Below are 21,290 nucleotides of genomic sequence, written 5' to 3' on the forward strand. Positions count from 1 at the left end.
TGTCTTCCCCTCAGTCGGGGTGACGCCACCTTCTTGCAGGTGGCCGGGTTTGCCGGCTTCGCCGGGCAAACAAAAAAGGCGACCCGCGGGTCGCCTTTTTTTGTTCCAGCCTCTTACATATTGGGGTAGTTGGGGCCACCCCCACCTTCCGGTACCACCCACTGGATGTTCTGGGCCGGGTCCTTGATGTCGCAGGTTTTGCAGTGAATGCAGTTCTGTGCGTTGATCTGGAACTTCTTGCCACTGCCGTCCTCGGCATCAACCACTTCATAAACCCCTACCGGGCAGTACCGCTGTGCCGGCTCGTCGTAAACCGGCAGGTTGTCGCGGATCGGCACCTCTGGATCCTTCAGCTGAAGGTGGCAGGGTTGATCCTCTTCATGGTTGGTGTTCGACATGAACGCCGAGGACAGCCGGTCGAAAGTCAGGGTGTTATCCGGCTTGGGATACTCGATCTTCTTGCACTCGGCGGCGGGCTTAAGCGCCGCGTAGTCCGGTGTCGTGTCATGGAAGGTGATCGGCAAGGGCCGGCGCAGGATATTCTGCTCCAGGAAGGCAATGCCACCGCCGATCACGGTACCAAACTTGTGCATGGCCGGGCTGAAGTTGCGCTCCTGGAACAGCTCCTTGCACAGCCAGCTGTTGTCGAACTTCTCGCCAAAGCTGGTCAGGTCGTCACCCCCTTCGGAGCCCTTCTGGATCGCCTCGAACACCGCTTCCGCGCCCAGCATGCCGGATTTCATGGCGGTGTGTGAGCCCTTGATCTTGGACGAGTTCAGCGTGCCGGCGTCACAGCCCAGCAGCAGCCCGCCCGGGAAGCTCATCTTGGGCAGGCTGTTGTAGCCGCCCTTGGTGATGGCGCGCCCGCCGTAGGCAACCCGCTTGCCGCCTTCCAGGTGCTGCTTGATCGTCGGGTGCGTCTTCATCCGCTGGAATTCCTCGAACGGCGAGACGTAGGGGTTTGAGTAGGAGAGGTCAGTGATCAGCCCCACATAGACCTGGCCGTTTTCAAGGTGATACAGGAAGCCGCCGCCAGTGGTGCCACTCTCGGACAGAGGCCAGCCAGCGGTATGCACCACCAGCCCCGGCTCGTGCTTCGCCGGATCAATGTCCCACAGCTCCTTGATGCCGAGACCGTAGTGCTGGGGGTCCTTGCCTTCGTCCAGGTTGAACTGGCGCAACAGCTCCTTGCCCAGATGGCCGCGGCACCCCTCGCTGAACAGGGTGTAGCGCGCCCGCAGCTCCATGCCCGGCATGTAGCCGTCCTTTGGGTTGCCGTCGGCATCAACACCGAAATCCCCCGTGATAATGCCCTTGACGACACCGTCCTCATAGAGCACCTCAGCGGCGGGGAAGCCAGGGTAGACCTCAACCCCGAGCTGCTCCGCCTGCTCGCCGAGCCAGCGGCACAGATTGGCCAGGCTGATGATGTAGTTGCCGTGGTTGTGCATGTTCCTGGGCACCAGCGCATCGGGCGCCTTGGTGGCATTGTCAGCCCCGCGCAGGTAATAGATGTCGTCCCGGGTGACAGGGGTATTCAGGGGGGCGCCGCGTTCTTTCCAATCCGGGAAGAGTTCGTTCAGGCTCGTTGGCTCGAACACCGTTCCGGCGATGATGTGGGCACCAACCTCGGAACCCTTTTCGACAACGCAGACGGTCAACTCCTGCTCCGCCTCGTTCGCCAGTTGCTGGATGCGGCAGGCAGCCGAAAGCCCCGCCGGGCCCGCCCCCACGATCAGGACGTCAAACTCCATCGATTCGCGTTCCACGATAGTCTCCTCAGGGTTTCCAATGGGCAATCTGTGGCTTTACGTTGCCATAGGATATATCATCATGGAAATCAAACAAACGTTTGTTTGAATAACATTGAACGATGGCACCCTGGCGCTGACGCTATTGACCCCCTGTGGTTTTGGCGTCAATATTAGGGCGCTTTTGCCGGGGACGCCCGCCGCATCAACATTTCAAACCCATGGCAGGAAACGAGGAATCTATGAAGGTTCTGGTCGCTGTAAAACGAGTGATTGACTACAACGTCAAGGTTCGCGTCAAGCCGGACAACACCGGTGTGGACCTGTCCAACGTCAAGATGGCAATGAACCCCTTCTGCGAAATCGGCGTTGAAGAAGCCGTTAGGCTCAAGGAAAAAGGCATTGCCACCGAGATTGTCGCCGTCACCATCGGCCCCAAGGTCAGCCAGGAGCAGCTTCGCACAGCACTGGCTCTGGGCGCGGACCGCGCTATTCAGGTAGAAACGGATGAAGATGTCCAGTCCCTGGATGCGGCCAAGATGCTCAAGGCGGTTGTGGACAAGGAAGCACCGAAACTGGTGATCATGGGCAAGCAGTCCATTGATACCGACAACAACCAGACCGGCCAGATGCTGGCCCAGCTGGCGGGCATGCCCCAGGGCACCTTCGCCTCCGAGGTCGATGTGGAAGGTGAGAAGGTCAAGGTGACCCGTGAGATCGACGGCGGCCTGATGACCGTTTCGCTGAACCTGCCGGCCGTGGTTACCACGGATCTTCGCCTGAACGAACCGCGCTATGCTTCGCTCCCCAACATCATGAAGGCCAAGAAGAAGCCGCTTGAGACCGTCAGTCCAGCCGATCTGGGCGTCGATATCGCGCCACGGCTCAAGACCCTCAAGGTCGAAGAACCGCAGCCGCGTCAGCCTGGCGTGAAGGTTGAGAGCGTTGAGGAGCTGGTCGACAAACTGAAGAACGAAGCGAAGGTGGTTTAAATGAGTACACTGGTTTTAGCGGATCACAACAAGGGTGAGCTGGCCGGTTCCACGCTGAGCGTCATCGCGGCAGCCCAGGCCATTGGCGGCGACATCGACGTTCTGGTCGCCGGCAAGGACATCGGCGGTGTTGCTGAGCAGGCCGCCAAGGTGGCTGGTGTTAACAAGGTACTCACCGCGGACAACGATGCCTATGCGCACAGCCTGGCCGAGAACCTGAGCCTGTTGGTCGCGGAAGTGGGCAAGGGTTATAGCCACCTGCTGGCGTCCGCCGGCACCGTTGGCAAGGACACCATGCCGCGCGTTGCCGCGAGCCTGGACGTTGCCCAGGTTTCCGACATCATCGGCGTTCAGTCCGAGGACACCTTCGTTCGCCCGATCTACGCGGGTAATGCTGTCGCCACTGTCCAGTCAGAGGACAGCGTCAAGGTCGTGACCGTGCGCACCACCACTTTTGACCCGGCTGCGGCCGAAGGCGGCTCCGCTTCCATCGAATCCGTGGATGCGGCCCACGATGCAGGCATCTCCGAGTTCGTCAGCGAAGACATCCAGGAATCCGACCGCCCGGACCTGGCCTCCGCAGATGTGGTTATTTCCGGCGGCCGCGGCATGCAGAATGGCGATAACTTCAAGATGCTGGAATCCGTGGCTGACGTCATGGGCGCCGCCATCGGTGCTTCCCGTGCCGCTGTTGATGCCGGCTTCGTGCCCAACGACATGCAGGTTGGCCAAACCGGCAAGATCGTGGCGCCGAACCTCTACATCGCCGTTGGTATCTCCGGCGCCATCCAGCACCTGGCGGGCATGGGTGATTCCAAGGTCATTGTTGCCATCAACAAGGACGAGGACGCTCCCATCTTCCAGGTGGCGGACTACGGGCTTGTGGCGGACCTGTTCGAGGCGGTACCTCAGCTTGAGGAAGAGCTCAAGAAAGTGGTTTAACGCTTCGGGTAACCCCCAAAAAGCCGCGCCTCCGGGCGCGGCTTTTTTGTGTCCGGGCACCCGATGGGCCACTATGTGCGGCATCGTTGGATGGAGGTTTCAAGCATATGGCAGGCAGGCGATGAGCGGACTCCTTCTGGTAATACCTGCAACGGCACTGGCAGTGATCGGATCAACGATTCTTCACTACGGCGCGGCATCGGTTCTCGCCAAACGACTGCACCGGATTGCCCTTGCGCCCGCGAGCGGGATGATTCTGTTGGTGCTTTCACTCTTTGTGGTCCACATGCTCGAAATCGGTTTGTTTGGCATACTGGCGTGGTCCCTGGTGAATCATGGCCAGGCTGGCGCCCTGGAAGGAATGGTGCCAGTAGCCAGCCCGGGCGATTTTCTCTACTTTTCCGTCATCAGTTATACAACACTTGGGTACGGAGAAATCTATCCCACTGGCGCCATACGGTTTCTTTACGGTGCCGAGGCCCTGATGGGCTTTCTGTTGATCACCTGGTCAGCCTCATTCAGCTTTCTTCATATGCAGCGTCTCTGGCGTTGAAACCATGAACATGAGGGATTACACGTGATTGAGGTCGTTTCCCTGTCCTTTGCATTTGTCTTTGGCCTTCTGGTCAGGCGCGTCGGACTACCACCGTTGGTGGGCTTCCTGATTGCCGGGTTTGCATTGAACCGTTACGGCGCCCAGCTGGGCCTGCCACCAAACGCGGGCGCGGTGCTTGAACACGTGTCTCACCTGGGCGTCCTGCTGCTTCTTTTCACGGTGGGCCTCAAGCTCAAGCTCAAGCAGCTCATCGAACCGGCCGTCCTGGGAACGGCATTGCTCCATTTTTCCGTCACGGTCCTTCTCCTGGCTCTGGGGATCCATCTCATTGGGGGCCTGGCCGCTGAACAGACCCTTCTGCTCGCCATTGCACTGTCGTTTTCGAGCACGGTGCTCGCCGCCAAGACGCTGGAAGCCAAGCGCGAGTTGCGCGCCTTCCACGGCCGCATTGCCATCGGGATCCTGATCATACAGGACCTGATCGCTTTGGCCGTGCTGGCTTTTGGGGCGGACCATTCACCCAATGCCTATGCGTTGCTGCTGGTGTTTCTGCCGCTGCTCAGGCCAGTACTTCATTGGCTGATGGATGTGGCCGGCCACGAGGAGCTGCTGGTGCTCATGGGCGTGGTGCTGGCCGTTGGGGCAGGGGGTTACGGGTTTGAACTGATGGGCGTAAGCCCTGAGCTGGGAGCGCTCGCGATGGGGTTCCTGTTGTCCGGCCACCCCCGGGCCCAGGAACTCAGTGGCTCGCTGTGGGGTTTGAAGGAAATCCTGTTGATCGGCTTTTTCCTTCAGATCGGTATGTCCGGCTTTCCGGATTACGAGGCTCTGGTGCTGGCCCTGATCATGGGAGCCGTGCTCCCGCTGAAAGGCTTCCTGTTCTTCCTGCTTCTGACCCGGTTCCGCCTCCGTGCCCGTAATGCCTTCCTGGGCGCATTGAGCCTGAGCTGTTACAGCGAGTTCGGCCTGATCGTGGCCGCCAATGTACTTCCGGGCTGGTTGGCGCCGCTTGCGGTTACTGTTGCCACGTCATTCGTGATTGCCGCACCGCTGAACCGGATGGCACATGGCCTTTATGACCGGTTTGAGACGCGCCTTCTGCCATTTGAACGGCGCACCCCTCACCCCGACGAACAGCCGGTTTCGCTGGGCGATGCGGAGATTCTGGTCATCGGGGTAGGGCGTACCGGCATCTCGGCGATGAAGGCCCTGAAAGAACGGGGGCGCAACGTGGTAGCCGTTGATGCCGACCCGGACAAGGTATGGCGATTGAAAGCCAAGGGATTCAACGTGGTCTATGCGGACGCCGAGGATGTCGGCTTCTGGCATGGCGTTTCGATCGGGAACCTGCGGGCCGCGATCCTCACCATGCCCCACCTCGAGGGCAAGCTGATGGCGGCCCGGCAGTTGCGTCGCCTGGGCTTCGAAGGCTCGATCATCGCCAATACGTTCCACACCGATGAAGTGGAGCCACTGCAACGCGCTGGTGTGAACGAGACCTACCAGGCCATGGCCAGCGCCGGCATTGGGGTGGCGGACAAGACCATGGAAGCAGTCTGAATCAGCGCGCCAGTTCCTCCCGGTTCGCGAAATACGCGAGTGCTTCGGGGTTGGCCAGGGCTTCCCGGTTGTGCACCGTCTCGCCATGGATGACCTGGCGCACGGCCAGCTCCACGAGCTTGCCACTAAGGGTCCGCGGTATATCCGGCACCTGGAGGATACGCGCCGGCACATGCCGGGGCGTGGTGTTGTTGTGAATCGTGCTGCGGATACGCTCGCATAACGCCTCTGACAGCTCCTCTCCCTCGCGCAGGCGCACGAACAGCACCACCCGTTGGTCATTCCCCCATTGCTGGCCCACGGCGATGGACTCCACCACCTCATCGAGCGTCTCGACCTGGCGGTAGATTTCCGCGGTTCCGATGCGCACGCCGCCGGGATTGAGCACCGCATCGGCGCGGCCATGGATGATCATTGCCTGCTGGGCGGGTGTTGAGTCCGTGGCCGGGTGCACCCGGATCTCCCCGAAGTCGCCGTGCGCCCAGACGCCATCAAAGCGGCTGAAATAGGCCTTGTGAAAGCGGTCTCCGTCCGGATCGTTCCAGAACCCGATCGGCATGGCGGGGAAGGGCGCACGACACACCAGTTCGCCTTTCTCCTCTGTTACTGGCTCGCCTGCATCGTTGTAGATGGCCACGTCCATTCCCAGGCCGAGGCACTGCAACTCACCCCGGTAGACCGGCAGGGTAGGGTTGCCCAGGGCAAAACAGGAGACAATGTCGGTACCACCGGAAATGGAGGACAGACAGACATCCGGCTTAATGTCCCGGTAAATGTAATCAAAGCTCTCATGGGCGAGCGGGCTGCCGGTTGAGAGAACCGCTTTCAGCGGATCCAGGCCGTGGGTCTCACGGGGTTTGAGGCCGTTTTTCTCACAGGCGGCGTAGTATTTAGCGCTGGCGCCGAAGACGGTGATGCCGTGTTCCTCAGCGAGGTTCCAGAGTACCTCCGGCGTGGGCGCCATGGGCGAGCCGTCGTACAGCACCGCGGTGGCTCCCAGCGCCAGAGTGCTGACCAGCCAGTTCCACATCATCCATCCGGTGGTGGTGTAGTAGAACACCACGTCATCCTGACCCACGTCGGTGTGCAGCCCCAGTTCCTTGAGGTGCTGGAGCAGGGTGCCGCCGACGCTGTGGACGATGCACTTGGGGGCACCGGTGGTGCCCGAGGAATAGAGAATGTAGAGCGGGTCGGCGAAGGCAACCGGGGTGAAGCCAGCGGCGGGCTCGCTCTGGAGAGCGTCGGCCCAATCCATGGCGGATCCCCCAGTTTCCCAGGGATAGTCCGGCTGGTTGTTGATGCGTACCTGCAGGACCAGCTCGGGCAAAGCCTCGGCAAGTTGTTGCACGCGCTCACGGGTGTCGATGGTCTTGCCGTTGTACTGGTAGCCATTAACGGCGATCAGGGCCTTGGGCTGGATCTGGCCGAAACGTTCAAGCACTCCTTCATAGCCGAAATCCGGGGAGCAGGAGGACCAGACGGCGCCCAGCCGGGCAGTGGCGAGCATGCCGATGACGGCTTCCAGGCCATTGGTGATGAAGGCGGCAACGCGGTCGCCCTGGGTAACGCCATGCTCCTGAAGGGTACCGGCGAGGCGGGCGCTGGTTTCACGCAGTTCGCCGTAGGTCAGCTGGCGGCCACGGCCGTCCTCCCGCTGCTCGATGAGGGCAACGCGATCGGGCTCGCCGCGCAGCAGGTTTTCCGCGACATTCAGCCGTGCGCCACCGAACCAGGTCGCGCCTGGCATCCGCTGTCCGTTCTCCAGAACGCGACGCGCCTGATACTGGCCACGTACGTCAAAATACTGCCAGATGGATTCCCAGAATGCCGCCGGGTGCTGGATGCTCCATTGGTGGAGGCTTTGCCAGGCATCGCCAGGAGCGTGCCCCTGGGTCTTGAGCCAGTTCTGGTAATGCGTAAGGCGGGCGTTCTGGATGCGGTCCTTTGTCGGGGTCCAGATCGGTTGCTCTGTCATTTTGGATGGATCCCTGTTTGGGTTCGGAGTTCTGGTGAGCAGTTTAACATTCCATCCCTTGTCCCACGCCTACCAAACCAGCCCCTCAGTCAGCCGGGAGGCTGAGCATGCGATCACGGAGACGGCGCCACTGCTCGAGTTCATCGGCACTGCCAATGCGCCGGTCCCTTCGCTCGTCGCGGCTCAGCCAGAGGTCCGTGCCATTGAAGCTGTACACGGGCTTGAGGTCGGTACGCTGGGAAGCAGGCTGAATGTGATTGACCAGGTTATCCAGCACCAGGGGCTCGGCACCGGGTTCCGGGTACCAGGCCAGGACCATGTGCGCCTGGTCCAGATGGACCGCATCCACATAGGTCACGCGCAGGCGTTTTTCGGGCACCCCCATGGCGCGCAGGGTCATATACTTGGCATTGGCGAACTCTTCACAGTCCCCCGCATCCGTGGCCAGGAATTCAACCGGCGTGGCCCAGTAATCCTCATGCCCCCAGTGCTGTTGGTCGCTGACAAAGGCCCTCTGGTTGAAAAAACGGTTCACGACCTGAACCTGGCTGGCTTCCGGCATATCCCTGTGCTCGGCGACCAGCTCTTCCCAGTCCGTCAACCGCTGGCGTGCTCCGCTGCCGAATTCCTCTTGCACGTATTCAAGCAGGTCGCTTCCCAGGTTGATAGCATGGGCCATGCCTGCAGCCAGCCCCACCAGCAATAACGGCCAGCACCAGCAAAGGCGGCTGATGCGGTCAGTTGCTGAGCCGGTCACGGAGTTCATTAAGCCGGCTCTGCATATCGTCGCTGGAGCCCCCGGCAGAGCTGGCAGGTTCTGTGGCAGCCCGATCCGCTGCATCAGCACGCCGGTTCCCCGAGGCCACGCCGCGCTTGCCACGCAGCGCCATCCGGCTGCCCTCATCCTCTTCCGGGAAAGTCAAGGTTTCCAGAGCGCCACGGCGCTCGATAACAACCCGCCGGCGCCGGACTTCACGCAGATTGGCATTGCCGGGCAGGGCATCCCCCACGCGGTAGACCTTCGTCTCGCCGTCAGGTCCCTCCACCAGCGCGCTGTCGTGTTTTTCAGTGTCCCCCGCCATCACCCCACGGAGCACAAGCTGCAGGTTGGTTTCCGGCAGGGTTTCCGCACGCTCAACCGGCTCATCCGCCTGCTCGCCCGGCTTCCCGAAAAAGGCCAGTTCCCTGAGTTCGGGCGGCTGCCCCTCATTCGCTCCGCCGCTGTTAGCCGGGGCATTCTGCCTTGTAACGGCCTCCGGGGTATCCGCCCCATGCTGGCTCATACGGAGCCCCTGCCAGCCAATCAACGCCAGAATTGCCACAGCGAGCATTACTGCTGTGATCACAGGCATGGCATTAAAGCGTTTTTCCATGGACAATCAGCCCTTTCCAATAGCCGGGAATGACGGTTGCCTTCATTATCCCGGGATAATAACGTAACCACAAACCAACACCGCACGGTTTGCGACATGGGCGAAACCCTGAACGAGACCCGCACCACGGAAGCCAGACTGCCCTTCAGTTTTGCCCGACGCAATGGCGTTGTGCTCACGCACGATGATCAGGGCGAGCTGGAGCTGCTGGTACGCCCCGGCGCACCAGCCCAGGCCATTGCCGAGGCCACCCGGATCAGCCGGGGCCGCGCCCGTCTGCGGGAAATGGATGCGGAGGCGTTTGACGAGGCGCTGACCCGCGCCTACCAGAACGATTCCGAGGAAGCCATGCAGATGGTGGAGGGCATTGGCGAAGACATGGATCTCGCCAGTCTCGCGGACTCGGTTCCCGAAACGGAGGACCTGATGGAGCAGGAGGATGACGCGCCGGTCATCCGCCTGATCAACGCCATACTCACCGAGGCCATCAAGACCGGGGCCTCGGATGTGCATATCGAGACCTATGAGAAACGGCTGGTGGTGCGCTTCCGGGTGGACGGCGTTCTGCGGGAAGTGGTCCAGCCCAAACGGGCCCTGGCGCCGCTGCTGGTATCGCGCATCAAGGTCATGGCCCGGCTGGACATCGCCGAGAAGCGGGTGCCCCAGGATGGACGCATCTCGCTGCGCGTAGCCGGGCGTGAGGTGGATATCCGGGTTTCAACCATGCCGTCGTCGAACGGCGAGCGCGTGGTACTGCGCCTGCTGGACAAAGAGGCCGGACTGCTGGAACTCGACTCCATTGGCATGGCCGAGCGTGACCTGAACCTGGTGAAAGACCTGGTGAGCCGGCCCTATGGCATCCTTCTCGTCACCGGGCCTACCGGCTCCGGTAAGACCACAACCCTCTACGGCGCCCTGACCGAGATCAACGACCGGTCGCGCAACATCCTGACGGTTGAGGATCCCATCGAGTACAACCTCCCGGGCATCGGGCAGACCCAGGTCAACCCCAAGGTGGAGATGACCTTTGCCCGGGGGCTGAGGGCCATCCTGCGCCAGGACCCGGACGTGGTCATGATCGGCGAGATCCGGGACCTGGAAACCGCCGAGATCGCGGTCCAGGCCAGTTTGACGGGGCACCTGGTGCTCTCGACCCTGCATACCAACACGGCCACCGGCGCCATAACACGCCTGATCGACATGGGCGTGGAACCGTTCCTGATTTCATCAAGCCTGATCGGCATTGCCGCCCAGCGGTTGGTGAGGGTGCTGTGCCCGGAATGCTGCGAACCCTACACCCCGGATGCCACGGAATGCCGGTTTCTGGGCGCCGCCCCGGACAATCCGCCCACCATTTACCGTCATGGCGGTTGTGACGCCTGTAACCAGCTTGGCTACCGGGGGCGTATGGGGATTTACGAGGTCATCGGTGTTGATGAAGGGCTGCGAACCCTGATCCACGACCGGGCTGGGGAGCAGGCCCTGGAGCAGGCCGCGCGCGAGCGTGGCCCAAGCATCCACGCCGACGGTGTCGCCAAGATCCTGGATGGCACCACGACTGTGGAGGAAGTACTGCGGGTGACACACCGGGGATGATCAATGGCCGCATTTGAATTCAAAGCACTGGACGCGCGCGGCAAGCAGAAGAAAGGGGTTCTGGAGGCCGACAGCTCACGTGCTGTACGCCAGCAGCTGCGTGAACGCGGCTGGGCACCGCTGGAGGTCTCACCCACGCGCGAGCGCCAGCAGGATACCGGCTTCAGCGTCGGTCGCGGACTGTCAACCTCGGACCTGGCGCTTGTTACCCGCCAGCTGGCCACCCTGATCCAGTCCGGCATCCCGGTCGAACAGGCGCTATCCGCGATTGCCAACCAGTCGGAGAAACCCCGCATCAAAAGCATGATGCTGGCCGTTCGCGCCAAGGTCCTGGAAGGCCATACGCTGGCGGGGAGCCTGGCGGAGTTCCCCTCGGCATTCCCGCACCTGTACCGGGCGACCGTGGCCGCGGGCGAACACGCTGGCCACATGGACCTGGTACTCAACCGTCTCGCGGATTACACCGAAGCCCGCCAGCAGTCCCGGCAGAAGGTCCAGCTGGCGGCGATCTATCCGGTGATCCTGATATTCGTGGCCATTGCCATCGTCATCTTCCTGCTCACCTATGTGGTGCCAGACGTCGTTGACGTCGTCACGCGCAGTGGCCAGGAACTGCCGCCATTGACCAAGGGGCTTCTGGCGGTGAGTCATTTCTTCGCCGATTGGGGCTGGCTGCTGCTCATACTGCTCATTGCGGCGGGAATCGGCTTTCGCCTGGCGCTGCGCCGCCCCGCCTTCAAACTAAAGGTCCACCGTCAGCTCCTGCACATTCCCTTTATCTGCCGGATGACCCGTGGCATGAACGCAGCACGCTTTGCCAGCACGGTGAGCATCCTCTCCAGCAGCGGCGTTCCACTGGTGGAAGCCATGCGCATTGCAGGAGAGGTGTTGTCGAATGAGTACCTCAAGCAGAGAATCCGGGAGGCAACCCAGTCCGTGAGCGAGGGTGGTTCGTTGAAGAACGCCCTTGAGAACACGGGCTACTTCCCGCCGATGATGATCCACATGATCGGAAGCGGCGAAGCCAGTGGTGAACTGGACCAGATGCTGGAACGCACCGCCACGCATCAGGAGAACGACCTGCAGAGCAAGATTGCCGCGCTCGTCGGGCTTTTTGAGCCCCTGATGCTGCTGGTGATGGGAGGGGTAGTACTGATCATCGTCCTGGCGATCATGCTGCCCATTATGCAAATGAGCCAATTTACGGGTTAATGACAATGAAGCACACAATTCGAAGCCGTGGTTTCACCCTCATTGAAATTATGGTGGTACTGGTAATCCTGGGGCTGCTGGTGGCTCTGGTGGCGCCTAACATCATGGGCCGGGGAGATCAGGCCAAAGTCACAACGGCGAAGGCGCAGCTGCGCAACATCAGCAGCGCCCTGGACCTGTACCGGCTGGATAACGGCCACTATCCCTCGTCCGAGCAGGGGCTCGATGCCCTGGTCAGCAAACCGAGCGGCTCACCGGAACCCAATAACTGGAATCCTGAGGGCTACATGAACGCCATTCCCAAAGACCCCTGGGGGAATGAATACCAGTACGTCCAGCCCGGCTCCGAGGGGCCCTATGACCTCTACTCCTACGGGGCTGACGGCAGTGAAGGGGGCGAAGGCCTGGACGCGGACCTCAGCGTCTGGGACATCGACGAGTAAGGACGGCATGATCGGGAGGCGGCACTCAGCGGGTTTCACCCTCATCGAACTGATGGTGGTGCTCGTCGTCGTGGGCCTGTTGATGAGCTTGGTCGGGCTCAATATGGGCGGCAGTGGTGAACGGCGGGAGCTGCGGGAGCGCGCCCGAAGCCTCTATCTCAGGATGCAGGCGGCTTCGGAAGAAGCGGTCATGACGAACCGGGAGATCGGGATTCGCTTCCAGAAAGACGGCTATGAGTTCCTTCAGCTGGACCGTGAGCAGGCCCAGTGGGCGCCGGTTCCCCGGGGCGGCCTTTCAGGGGCAAGCCTGCCCGCCTGGGTGGAGCTGGAACTGATGACGGACGGCGGTGAAGCGGATGCCCTGGAGACCGGTGATGACGACAAGCAACAGCCGGAACCGGACCTGGTGTTCTTCTCCTCCGGAGAATCCACCGCGTTTGACCTGTATCTCTGGTGGGAGAAGACGGACGGCAACAAGGCCCAGCTTCTGACCAGTGACGGCGCTACCGGCGTTGAATGGTTGCAGCCCGGCGACGAGAGCTACGAGGAGCGCCTGTAATGACAATGGTGCGGGCTCGCGGTTTCACACTGATTGAGGTCATGATTGCGCTGATGATCTTCGGGCTTCTGGCAGCCATGGTGGAACATGTGTCTTCCGGCTACATCAACAAATACCGCCGGATTGAGAGCCAGACCATGGCCTCCTGGATCGCGCAGAACCGCCTGACAGAAATGCGCCTGCAGGAACAGATGCCCGAAACAGGCGAATCGGACGACGAGGTCGCTTTCGGTGGCCGCGACTGGGAAATGGAAACCGTGGTCAGCAATACCGAGGATCCGGCAATAAGACGGGTGGAGATCACGCTGTACCAGCTGAGCGGTAACCAGCGTAATCGTGTGCAACAACTCGTTTTCACTGGTTTTCTTGGGAAGCGCAACCCATGAAAGGTGGGGGTCGGCGTAACAGGGGCTTTACTTTGCTTGAGGTCCTGGTTGCCATCCTCATCACCAGCATGATCTCGCTGGGGGTCTGGCATACCATGAACAGGCTCATGGCCTCCCGCGATGGCATCGAGCGGGCCTCCGGGGCCTTCCGCGATGTCCAGAAAACCGTTTCCCTGCTTGAGAGGGATCTCCTGCAGGCCGTCAAGCGACCGGTTAAGGATGCCTACGGGGAACGCCTCCCCGCCCTGACCAGCCGCATCAATGACGCGGAACTGGAACTGACGCGTCAGGGATGGCGCAACCCCCTGGGTGATAAACGCAGTGAACTCCAGCGTGTGGCCTGGGAATACGATGACATTGATGAACGTCTGATCCGGCGATACTGGCCGGTTCTGGACCGCGCCCCGAATACCCAGAGCCGGGAGCAGAAGCTGCTGGAGAACGTGACCTCGGTGAAGGTGCGGTTCCGGAACGCTAATGGCCAATGGGTCAGCCAGTGGCCCGCCGATAACGGCAACGGTAACAGCCCGTCAGACGCCGATGGCCTCGATGTCCTGAGAATGCCCATGCCCAGGGCAGTGGAGGTAGTGCTCGAACACCAGCGTTTCGGAACCCTGCGCCGGGTAGTCGCGCTGGGCCAGGGTGTGGCTTTCCAACCCGGGGGGCCGGGCGGCGGGACTAATAATGAGGAAGAAGACGACGCCGAGGAGGGCAGATGAAGGCCGGTCGTTTCCCCCGTCAGCATGGCGTAGCGCTGATCATCGTTCTGATGGCGTTCGCGCTGGGCTCCATTCTGGCCTCAGGCATGCTGACCCGCCAGAGCATCATGATCCGGGGAGCGACCACCTACCTGGGCCAGAGCGACGCCCGCAGTCTGGCGCTTGGGGCAGAAGCCTTCGCGCGTCAGTTCCTTGCCCGGGATATCAAGGGCCAGCTCAACATCCCCGGTAGCGAGAACGAACAGGAGGAAGGGAGCACGAACCAGAAGGTGGATCACGCCAAGGAAGGCTGGGCACGAGCCGCACTGACCCTGCCCGTGGAGCAGGGGGTCATCCAGACCCAGATCAATGACCTCCGGGGGCGGCTGAACCTCAATGCGCTGACGGCCATTGACGGCACGGTCAACCAGCTCCAGCGAAACCGGCTGGCGCGATTGCTGCGCGCACTGGAAATCCGCAACGTTACAGTCGAAACCTTCATCGACTGGGTGGATGCGGATAATAAACGTACCGGTGGCGCTGGGGCCGAGGACAGTGACTACATGCTGCTGGATCCAGGCTACCGGGCTGGTGATCAACCCTTTGTGAGCATAACGGAGGTCAGGCTTCTTGACGGGATGACCAAGGCGGCATACCAACGGCTGCGCCCGCACATTGCGGCGCTTCCCAACCGGGACGCCACTCTGAACGTCAACTTCGCCTCCACCCCCGTGATACGTTCCCTGCACGATCGCATCAGCCAGGGACAGGCGGAAAGCGTCCAAAAGCGCCTTCAGGAGTCGCCTGTCGAGAAGGTTGAGGCGTTCCTGGCGCTCCCCGAATTTGCTGGTCTGGGGCTCGAAGCGGACGGCCTAGGGGTGAGCACGGACTTCTTTGAGATCGCCTCAAAGGTCAGCGTCAGTGGTACAGTGTACAGGCTGGTATCGAAGGCACAGCGGACACGCAATGGCGAGGTGAGGATCCTTTCCCGGGACACGGGCAGGACCCAGCTGATCACGAAGGAACAGATTCAGGCGTCCGAGTAGGTGCCTGGCACTGGGCAAAAAAGACGGATGGTATGAGCTATCAACTCTACATAAGAGCGGGAGCCGAAGCCGGGGAAGGTGCCGATACCGACGGTTTTGAATGGGTGCTCCTGAATGCTTCAGGCAATATCGAAGAGCAAGGGCAGGGGGACACCCACGAGCACCTGCAAGCGCGACTTCAAGCTCTAGGCGTGGAGTCAGCCGAGGTCACTGGCGTCATTCCGGCACTGGACGTAACCCCCTGCTCGGCCCGCATCCCGGGCCGCCAGAAACGCATGATCCGCCAGGCACTGCCTTTCGCTGTGGAGGAACAGCTGGCGCAGGACATTGACTCGGTCCATCTGGCCCTGGGTTCCCAGAAGCAGAACCAATGGCAGGTCGCGGCGATGGACCGGGGCCGGATGGACGCCTACATGGCCTGGTTCCAGGCCTTCGGCTATCCGGTCAGGGCGATCTACACCGATGCCATGCTCCTGCCCATTGGCAACCATCAGTGGACCATCCTGGTTGAAGACGACCAGGCGCTGCTCCGCCAGCGCGAGGGGGGCTGGTACGAAGTCCCTGTCGACAGTCTCAGTGTGTTCATGGACTCACTGATTGAGAGCGACGACAGCGAGACGCCACCGGGCGCCCAGGTACTGGCGACCGCCCAGGCAGCCGAGCAACACCGCATGGCACTGGCGTCGCTTGAGCAGCATCCGGATGCGCTCATCCAGACCCAAACACTGGAACAATCCCCCTTGACCCTGATGGTCAGCAGCCTTAACGCTGGTGATGCCGAGGTCATCAACCTATGCCAGGGTGACTACGCCACCCACTCAGGCGCCGGCTCATCATTGCGGCGTTGGCGGCCCGTGGCGATTGTGGCCATCCTCGGCATTGTGGCCCAACTGGGGTTCATGTTCGCTGAAGGAATCTACTACCGGAATCAGGCCCAACGCTTCAATGACCAGGCAATAGCGATCTACAAGGACTATTTCCCGGATGAAAGGCGCACCGACGTCAGCAATCTTCGGCGTGTGGTCAAGGGAAAAATCAGAGCCGCGAGCGATGGCAGCAGCGGAGGGGATTTCCTGGCGATGCTGAAGGCCACCGGCCAGCAATACCAGGGCCTGGATCAACCAGACAGCCTGCACTTTGATAGCATCCAGTTCAGCCGGAGCCGGGGAGAGCTGCGGATTGAACTGCGCGGTCAGAGCTTTGCCCAGCTCGACACCATGCGGGATGGTCTCAGCAGTTCCGGCTTCAAAGCCCGCATCGGTTCCGTTGTCAACAGTGACAGTGGCACCGAAGCGCGGCTCACGGTCAGGCAGGGAGGTTGAAGACAATGCTTGAGGCGATCCGGAAGACCCCGGCGGTGCGTAGTGCCATCACCCAGTACGAGCAGCTGAGTCAACGCGACAGGCGTGCATTGCAGATCATGATTGGGGCGCTGACGCTGGCATTCCTCTATCTGGCCGTCTGGCGACCCATTGTTGATTATCGCAACGAGGGCTATGAACGCATGCAGCAGGCGCGTGAGCGGGTAGCGTGGATCAGCGCCCGGGAACAGGATCTTGAACGCATTGCCCAGGTGGGTAACGCCAAACAGCAGGGGTCACTGGGCGATGCGGACCTGCTCAAAACCGTTACAGAGTCAGCCAAGCGCTCGGAGCTGCCCCTACAGCGTTTTGAGCCCAGTGGCGACAAGGCCATGCGGCTCTGGCTTGAAGCGGTGCCGTTTACGGAACTGACCCAGTGGCTTGCTCACCTGCAAAGCAAGTATGGATTGGCCGTGGATCAAGCCTCTCTGGACAGGACCGACAAACCCGGCCTGGTCGATGCCCGCCTGACTCTAGCACCCTGACGTGGAGGTAAGAATGTCCCACAGCCCTGATTACGATCTTGTTGTCATCGGCGCCGGATCCGGTGGTGTCCGTCTGGCCCGCATGGCTTCCCAGGCCGGAGCCCGGGTAGCCATTATCGAAGCCGGGGCCCTCGGAGGAACCTGTGTCAATGTGGGGTGTGTGCCCAAGAAACTGTTCGTCTACGGCGCCCATGTCCACGAAGAGATTGAGGATGCAAGGGGATACGGTTTTGATGTGGCGGAGGAGGCGATCCGGTTTGACTGGGCCACGCTCAGAGACAACAAAACCAGTGAAATCCAGCGTCTTAACGGCATCTACCGCCGGCTGATCGACAACGCCGGCGTCTCACTCATCGAGGGCAAAGCCCGCATCGAGGCGCCAGGGAAGGTCAGCGTTGATGGTACTACTGTCCTGACAGCTGAACGGATTGCCATCGCCACAGGCAGCGAACCTGTGGTTCCGTCCATTCCCGGCAGCGAGCATGCGCTGGTCTCCGACCATATGTTCTATCTGGATGAGTTGCCAGCATCGGCGACCGTCTGGGGCGGAGGTTATATTGCGGTCGAGTTTGCGGGCATCCTGGCCGGGCTCGGCGTTAAGACCACACTGATTTACCGGGGGGAACGTTTCCTGCGTGGATTCGATGATGACATCCGGGACCATGTGGCACAGGAGATGGGTCGCAAGGGCATCGACCTGCGTTTCAATACCAATATTGAGACCATCACGCCTGTCTCCGGGGGCTATGAGCTGCTCCTGTCAGACGGCAGCACCCACCAAACCGGGCTTGTACTGGCCGCCACCGGGCGCGTCCCACGCACCGCTGGCCTGGGTCTGGAGTCCGCTGGAGTGGAAACGGACGACAACGGCGCCATCATTACTGATAACCAGTTCCAGACCAGTGCGACAGGAGTGCATGCACTGGGGGATGTGATCGGCACGCCACAGCTGACGCCGGTTGCCATTGAGCAGGCCATGGTAATGGTGGACCAGTTGTACGGCTCCGGGCTCAAGCGTATGGACTATACCAATATCCCCACCGCCGTGTTCTGTCAGCCACCGATCGGAACCGTGGGCCTGAGCGAGCAGGAAGCTCAGGATGCAGGGCATTCCATCACCCTCTACCGCACCTCATTCCGTCCCATGAAACACACGCTTTCGGGCCGTGAAGAGAAGGCGCTGATGAAACTGGTCGTGGACTCGGTTACGGACCAGGTACTGGGCGTTCACATGGTCGGTCCCGAAGCGGGGGAGATGATGCAGGGCATGGCCGTGGCACTCAAAGCCGGCGCCACCAAGGCGATTTTTGATGCCACTGTCGGCATCCACCCAACCTCCGCGGAAGAGTTCGTAACCATGCGCGAGCCCGTCAGCGACTGATCGCTGGTTACAAGGGCACAAATTGGTTCAGGGTGTCTTGGAGACTGTTCCGCCGGACTGGTTTGGGCAGATATGCATCCATGCCGGCTTCAAGACAGGACTGTTCGGTTCCCTCCAGGACATCCGCGGTCATGGCAATGATGGGCGTGCGTTGTCCTGGCCGACCCTGGCGTTCACAGACGCGTATGCGTCGTGTCGCCTCCCAACCATCCATGCCCGGCATCTGGCAGTCCATCAGAATCACATCGTAATGCTGGGCGCCTTCGCAAATGGCATCCACGGCGGCTGTGCCGCTCGAAGCGCACCGGACATGGAAGCCGAGATTCTCCAGCTGGCGGGCAGCAACCCGCTGATTAACCACATTATCCTCAACAACAAGCGCCTCGCGGACGCCAGCGTCCTGAACGGGTCCCCCGGCCTTGGCTTCGGCCTCATCACCGGGCCCAGCACCCGCATCAGGCAACTCTCGACACACCTTCATTGGAATAACAAACCGGAACCAGCTGCCGGACCCTGGCTCGGAGTCTACCGCAATATGGCCCCCCATCAGCTCCACCAGCCGCTGTACCAGTGGCAAACCAAGACCCGTACCGCCACTGCGCCGGGTTGTTGAGGTATCCAGCTGTTCAAAGCTGGCAAACATATCCCCGAGCCTTTCAGTAGGGATCCCCAAACCACTGTCCGTTACCTCACAGACCAACGTGCCCTCGGTCTCGCTGTCCAGCCGCCAGGTTGCGGAAACCGTCACCTGGCCCTCGGGTGTAAACTTGATGGCATTGCCAATCAAGTGGGCCAGGACCTGCCGCAGGCGTCCCGGATCGCCGTACGCTGAAGGCGCTGCCTCCCAGTCCCCGTGAAGCGTTAGATGGTAGGTGAGGTTATTGGACTCGGCGTCATGACGAAAGGAGGCAAAACAGTTCTCGATGACGCTGCGAGGGTCAAACAGGGTGTCTTCAAGCTCCAGCCGGCCCCGCTCAATGCGGGAGAAATCGAGCAGGTCATTGATGATAACAAGGAGGTCCTCGGTGGAACGGCGCGCCGTGACGATATAATCCTGCTGCTGATTGGGTGGAAGTTTTTCCGTTTCAAGAAGCTGCAGCATACCGATCACGCCATGGAGCGGCGTGCGTAGCTCATGGCTTATGATGGCTAGAAAGTCAGACTTGGCACTGTTCGCTTTTTCGGCTTTATCCCGCGCCTGGGCCAGTTCCCGGAAGCTGGTGGTTTGTTCCGCTTCTGCTCGGCGCAGGCGCTGGGTCATGGAAGCCACCGCATCCTGGAGGTACTGCAGCTCACGAGCTGCCAGGGGTTCTCCTGTGCCAATATCTGGGTCTTCGTCCGGCAGTTGATGCAGGGTATGTCCCAAGCGTTCAATAGGCCGGCTCAACCGTTGGGCAAGACGCCGTGAAAACAGGAAGGTAGCGGTAAAAAGGACCAGCCCTATGCCTGCAAGGGTCCAAAGCATGGCCCATTGTTCCCGAGCGAGCTCGGCTTCCGAGACCGCCATGTGAACCTTACCAATGCGGCGACCCCGGTTGCTTTCCCAGCTCCCAGATCCCATGAGGCCGAATTCATCCCCTCTACCAGACGTGCCCCCTAGTTCAATCGGCGCCTGGCGAATCACACTCGTGAAATGGTGCACCGTTGCATCCGCGGGCAGCTGGTCTGAGACGGAAGCCACTACGTCACCGTTGCGGCCCCATACTTCAATCCGGTGTGCAGCGGAACGCGCCAGTGTCTTGCTGAGAATCCCCTTCAGTTCCGCCTGATTGCCAGCAATCAGAGCAAACTCCACGGCAGGAGCTAGGTTGTCAGCGGTCAGCTGAGCATTGCTTAACAGGTTTTCACGGGCATCCTCCAGCCGTACCTGAGCAAAGAAAAGCACCATTAACACAAATAGGGTCACAGCCGGCAGCATCCCGAGCAATAGCAGACGGTGGTACAGGCTCCAGCGCCCCTGGCTCATGAGCCATCCTCCTGGCGGATGAGTTGCTTCTTCAGTTCCTTTTCCTTGGGCACAGGAAGCTCCAGGGAACGGGCCACCTGCTCATTGACGGTAACGTCAAACCGGCTCGGATAGCGGGCGCTGCCCAACTCCCCTTGATCCAGCCAGGACCGGATCATATCGCCTGCTTCCAGAATCTGGGCCCGGGCACTGGTATAGGTGGATGCCACCGCCCCGGCATTTACAGAGGCGCGAGTGGGGCCAATCACCAGCCGGTTGCTGCGATAACTGGTAAGCAATAACGGCTTGAGGGTCTGACGATTAAAGATGGCCGGATCCGGTGTGCCAAGCAGGAAGTCGCCATAGCTCAGCGCCCGGGCCAGATGGCGGATGAGTTGATCCCGTGAAGGCACCACAAAGACCCTTGAGGCCAATCCGAGCTCATCGTTAAGGCGAGTCCGGAGATCGGTGTACTGGCCGGCCTCCTGGGGAGAAGCGAGTATGGCCACAGTCCCGGCTTGCGGCATTAGAAGCTGCCCCAAACGGGCCTGGCGAAACAATGGCGGGTCTCCATAGAGGGCCGAGAAGTCCTCCCGGTTCTGAACGATGGACTGAACCGCCTGCGATAGGACAAAGAGAGCCAAAACCGGTTGGTCCGGCCTGTTGGCCCGGATTTCGGAAAGCGTGGCCTGGTTCAGAGTAATCACCAGCGCTTTAGAGCTGGCACTGGAAGACCAGGCCCGAAACCGCACGCCATCCAGCTTTTCCGATAGCACCCTCTGGACCTGTTTGTATCGCGGATGATCCGGGGGTGCCACATAGACCGTTTCCGATAACGGCTCAGCGACGGCGACAACGGGGGCCAACAGCACCACAAACGTCAGGCACTGCCAGCCGCTGGCAGCCGCCTTATATCGCCACATCAGCAGCGACACCACTAGACGTTTTCCTGCCTGCCAAAGCCGATTACCCATAGCCCGCCCCCTCAGAGATGGAGACTCGATTCCACGGGCAGAAACGTCTGAACTG

Annotated in this window: 20 protein-coding genes; 14 read left to right on the forward strand and 6 right to left on the reverse strand. The window is 61.0% G+C overall.

Features of this window, described 5'->3' with window-relative positions:
* Nucleotides 1-113: 113 nt before the first annotated feature.
* Nucleotides 114-1,769 carry an electron transfer flavoprotein-ubiquinone oxidoreductase gene (locus AC1RQI_RS14300; RefSeq protein WP_481905320.1) on the reverse strand — a complete coding sequence of 552 codons (1,656 nt, stop codon included), beginning with the start codon at nt 1,767-1,769 and terminating at the stop codon, nt 114-116.
* A gap of 224 nt (nt 1,770-1,993) precedes the next feature.
* Between AC1RQI_RS14300 and AC1RQI_RS14305 the strand changes: the two genes are divergently transcribed.
* The 4 genes from AC1RQI_RS14305 to AC1RQI_RS14320 all read left to right on the forward strand — a co-directional run bounded on the left by AC1RQI_RS14305 (nt 1,994) and on the right by AC1RQI_RS14320 (nt 5,801).
* On the forward strand, nt 1,994-2,743 hold the full coding sequence (locus AC1RQI_RS14305; protein WP_416634512.1) for an electron transfer flavoprotein subunit beta/FixA family protein: 750 nt from the start codon (nt 1,994-1,996) through the stop codon (nt 2,741-2,743).
* Nucleotides 2,744-3,685, forward strand: a complete 942-nt coding sequence (locus AC1RQI_RS14310; protein ID WP_416634513.1) for an electron transfer flavoprotein subunit alpha/FixB family protein — start codon at nt 2,744-2,746, stop codon at nt 3,683-3,685.
* A 121-nt stretch (nt 3,686-3,806) separates the two neighbouring features.
* The gene (locus tag AC1RQI_RS14315; RefSeq protein ID WP_481905321.1) at nt 3,807-4,238 is read left to right on the forward strand and encodes an ion channel; all 432 of its coding nucleotides are present in this window, start codon (nt 3,807-3,809) and stop codon (nt 4,236-4,238) included.
* A gap of 24 nt (nt 4,239-4,262) precedes the next feature.
* Nucleotides 4,263-5,801, forward strand: a complete 1,539-nt coding sequence (locus AC1RQI_RS14320; RefSeq protein ID WP_481905322.1) for a cation:proton antiporter domain-containing protein — start codon at nt 4,263-4,265, stop codon at nt 5,799-5,801.
* Between the two features lies 1 nt (nt 5,802).
* Here the strand turns inward: AC1RQI_RS14320 and AC1RQI_RS14325 are convergent, their stop codons facing one another.
* From AC1RQI_RS14325 to AC1RQI_RS14335, 3 genes are all read right to left on the reverse strand, one after another.
* A complete protein-coding gene (locus AC1RQI_RS14325) occupies nt 5,803-7,776 on the reverse strand; it encodes an acetoacetate--CoA ligase (protein WP_481905323.1) in 1,974 nt (657 codons plus the stop codon).
* A gap of 85 nt (nt 7,777-7,861) precedes the next feature.
* Nucleotides 7,862-8,542, reverse strand: a complete 681-nt coding sequence (locus AC1RQI_RS14330) for a transglutaminase-like cysteine peptidase (RefSeq protein ID WP_481905324.1) — start codon at nt 8,540-8,542, stop codon at nt 7,862-7,864.
* Nucleotides 8,514-9,149: a type II secretion system protein N gene (locus AC1RQI_RS14335; protein WP_481905325.1), complete on the reverse strand. Its 636-nt coding sequence runs from the start codon at nt 9,147-9,149 to the stop codon at nt 8,514-8,516. The genes AC1RQI_RS14330 and AC1RQI_RS14335 overlap by 29 nt, the downstream gene beginning before the upstream one ends.
* A 96-nt stretch (nt 9,150-9,245) precedes the next feature.
* Between AC1RQI_RS14335 and gspE the strand changes: the two genes are divergently transcribed.
* The 10 genes from gspE to gorA are packed head-to-tail and all read left to right on the forward strand — an operon-like array spanning nt 9,246 to nt 18,316.
* Nucleotides 9,246-10,745: a type II secretion system ATPase GspE gene (gene gspE, locus AC1RQI_RS14340; protein WP_481905326.1), complete on the forward strand. Its 1,500-nt coding sequence runs from the start codon at nt 9,246-9,248 to the stop codon at nt 10,743-10,745.
* Nucleotides 10,746-10,748: 3 nt separating this feature from the next.
* Nucleotides 10,749-11,957: a type II secretion system inner membrane protein GspF gene (gspF, locus tag AC1RQI_RS14345; RefSeq protein ID WP_481905327.1), complete on the forward strand. Its 1,209-nt coding sequence runs from the start codon at nt 10,749-10,751 to the stop codon at nt 11,955-11,957.
* A 5-nt stretch (nt 11,958-11,962) separates the two neighbouring features.
* Nucleotides 11,963-12,400, forward strand: a complete 438-nt coding sequence (gspG, locus tag AC1RQI_RS14350) for a type II secretion system major pseudopilin GspG (protein ID WP_481905328.1) — start codon at nt 11,963-11,965, stop codon at nt 12,398-12,400.
* Between the two features lie 7 nt (nt 12,401-12,407).
* On the forward strand, nt 12,408-12,959 hold the full coding sequence (gene gspH / locus AC1RQI_RS14355) for a type II secretion system minor pseudopilin GspH (RefSeq protein WP_481905329.1): 552 nt from the start codon (nt 12,408-12,410) through the stop codon (nt 12,957-12,959).
* On the forward strand, nt 12,959-13,345 hold the full coding sequence (gene gspI / locus AC1RQI_RS14360; protein ID WP_481905330.1) for a type II secretion system minor pseudopilin GspI: 387 nt from the start codon (nt 12,959-12,961) through the stop codon (nt 13,343-13,345). The genes gspH and gspI overlap by 1 nt, the downstream gene beginning before the upstream one ends.
* Nucleotides 13,342-14,064 (forward strand): type II secretion system minor pseudopilin GspJ, encoded by a 723-nt coding sequence (gspJ, locus tag AC1RQI_RS14365; protein WP_481905331.1) that lies wholly within the window; start codon nt 13,342-13,344, stop codon nt 14,062-14,064. Before gspI ends, gspJ begins: the two co-directional genes overlap by 4 nt.
* Nucleotides 14,061-15,089, forward strand: coding sequence for a type II secretion system minor pseudopilin GspK (gspK, locus tag AC1RQI_RS14370; RefSeq protein ID WP_481905332.1), 1,029 nt, complete (start codon nt 14,061-14,063; stop codon nt 15,087-15,089). Before gspJ ends, gspK begins: the two co-directional genes overlap by 4 nt.
* A gap of 32 nt (nt 15,090-15,121) precedes the next feature.
* Complete coding sequence (gene gspL, locus AC1RQI_RS14375) at nt 15,122-16,411, forward strand: type II secretion system protein GspL (protein ID WP_481905333.1); 1,290 nt, start codon at nt 15,122-15,124, stop codon at nt 16,409-16,411.
* Nucleotides 16,412-16,416: 5 nt separating this feature from the next.
* Nucleotides 16,417-16,935, forward strand: coding sequence for a type II secretion system protein GspM (gene gspM / locus AC1RQI_RS14380; RefSeq protein WP_481905334.1), 519 nt, complete (start codon nt 16,417-16,419; stop codon nt 16,933-16,935).
* Between the two features lie 13 nt (nt 16,936-16,948).
* Entirely contained in the window at nt 16,949-18,316 is a 1,368-nt protein-coding gene (gene gorA / locus AC1RQI_RS14385; RefSeq protein ID WP_481905335.1) for a glutathione-disulfide reductase, read from the forward strand.
* A 7-nt stretch (nt 18,317-18,323) separates the two neighbouring features.
* Here the strand turns inward: gorA and AC1RQI_RS14390 are convergent, their stop codons facing one another.
* Together AC1RQI_RS14390 and AC1RQI_RS14395 are read right to left on the reverse strand one after the other, a co-directional pair.
* Entirely contained in the window at nt 18,324-20,282 is a 1,959-nt protein-coding gene (locus tag AC1RQI_RS14390; protein ID WP_481905336.1) for an ATP-binding protein, read from the reverse strand.
* Entirely contained in the window at nt 20,279-21,235 is a 957-nt protein-coding gene (locus AC1RQI_RS14395; protein ID WP_481905337.1) for a hypothetical protein, read from the reverse strand. The genes AC1RQI_RS14390 and AC1RQI_RS14395 overlap by 4 nt, the downstream gene beginning before the upstream one ends.
* Between the last annotated feature and the right edge of the window lie 55 nt (nt 21,236-21,290).

The sequence above is a fragment of the Salicola sp. AFF1 genome, assembly GCF_056783195.1.

Bases quoted from the DNA above. Each gene is read 5' to 3' on its own strand.
- gspH (WP_481905329.1), top strand. From the start codon at position 12,408: ATGATCGGGAGGCGGCACTCAGCGGGTTTCACCCTCATCGAACTGATG.
- gspM (WP_481905334.1), top strand. From the start codon at position 16,417: ATGCTTGAGGCGATCCGGAAGACCCCGGCGGTGCGTAGTGCCATCACC.
- AC1RQI_RS14335 (WP_481905325.1), bottom strand. From the start codon at position 9,149: ATGGAAAAACGCTTTAATGCCATGCCTGTGATCACAGCAGTAATGCTC.
- gspI (WP_481905330.1), top strand. From the start codon at position 12,959: ATGACAATGGTGCGGGCTCGCGGTTTCACACTGATTGAGGTCATGATT.
- gorA (WP_481905335.1), top strand. From the start codon at position 16,949: ATGTCCCACAGCCCTGATTACGATCTTGTTGTCATCGGCGCCGGATCC.
- gspE (WP_481905326.1), top strand. From the start codon at position 9,246: ATGGGCGAAACCCTGAACGAGACCCGCACCACGGAAGCCAGACTGCCC.
- AC1RQI_RS14310 (WP_416634513.1), top strand. From the start codon at position 2,744: ATGAGTACACTGGTTTTAGCGGATCACAACAAGGGTGAGCTGGCCGGT.
- AC1RQI_RS14315 (WP_481905321.1), top strand. From the start codon at position 3,807: ATGAGCGGACTCCTTCTGGTAATACCTGCAACGGCACTGGCAGTGATC.
- AC1RQI_RS14325 (WP_481905323.1), bottom strand. From the start codon at position 7,776: ATGACAGAGCAACCGATCTGGACCCCGACAAAGGACCGCATCCAGAAC.
- AC1RQI_RS14305 (WP_416634512.1), top strand. From the start codon at position 1,994: ATGAAGGTTCTGGTCGCTGTAAAACGAGTGATTGACTACAACGTCAAG.
- gspF (WP_481905327.1), top strand. From the start codon at position 10,749: ATGGCCGCATTTGAATTCAAAGCACTGGACGCGCGCGGCAAGCAGAAG.
- gspK (WP_481905332.1), top strand. From the start codon at position 14,061: ATGAAGGCCGGTCGTTTCCCCCGTCAGCATGGCGTAGCGCTGATCATC.
- gspL (WP_481905333.1), top strand. From the start codon at position 15,122: ATGAGCTATCAACTCTACATAAGAGCGGGAGCCGAAGCCGGGGAAGGT.
- gspJ (WP_481905331.1), top strand. From the start codon at position 13,342: ATGAAAGGTGGGGGTCGGCGTAACAGGGGCTTTACTTTGCTTGAGGTC.
- AC1RQI_RS14395 (WP_481905337.1), bottom strand. From the start codon at position 21,235: ATGGGTAATCGGCTTTGGCAGGCAGGAAAACGTCTAGTGGTGTCGCTG.
- gspG (WP_481905328.1), top strand. From the start codon at position 11,963: ATGAAGCACACAATTCGAAGCCGTGGTTTCACCCTCATTGAAATTATG.
- AC1RQI_RS14390 (WP_481905336.1), bottom strand. From the start codon at position 20,282: ATGAGCCAGGGGCGCTGGAGCCTGTACCACCGTCTGCTATTGCTCGGG.
- AC1RQI_RS14330 (WP_481905324.1), bottom strand. From the start codon at position 8,542: ATGAACTCCGTGACCGGCTCAGCAACTGACCGCATCAGCCGCCTTTGC.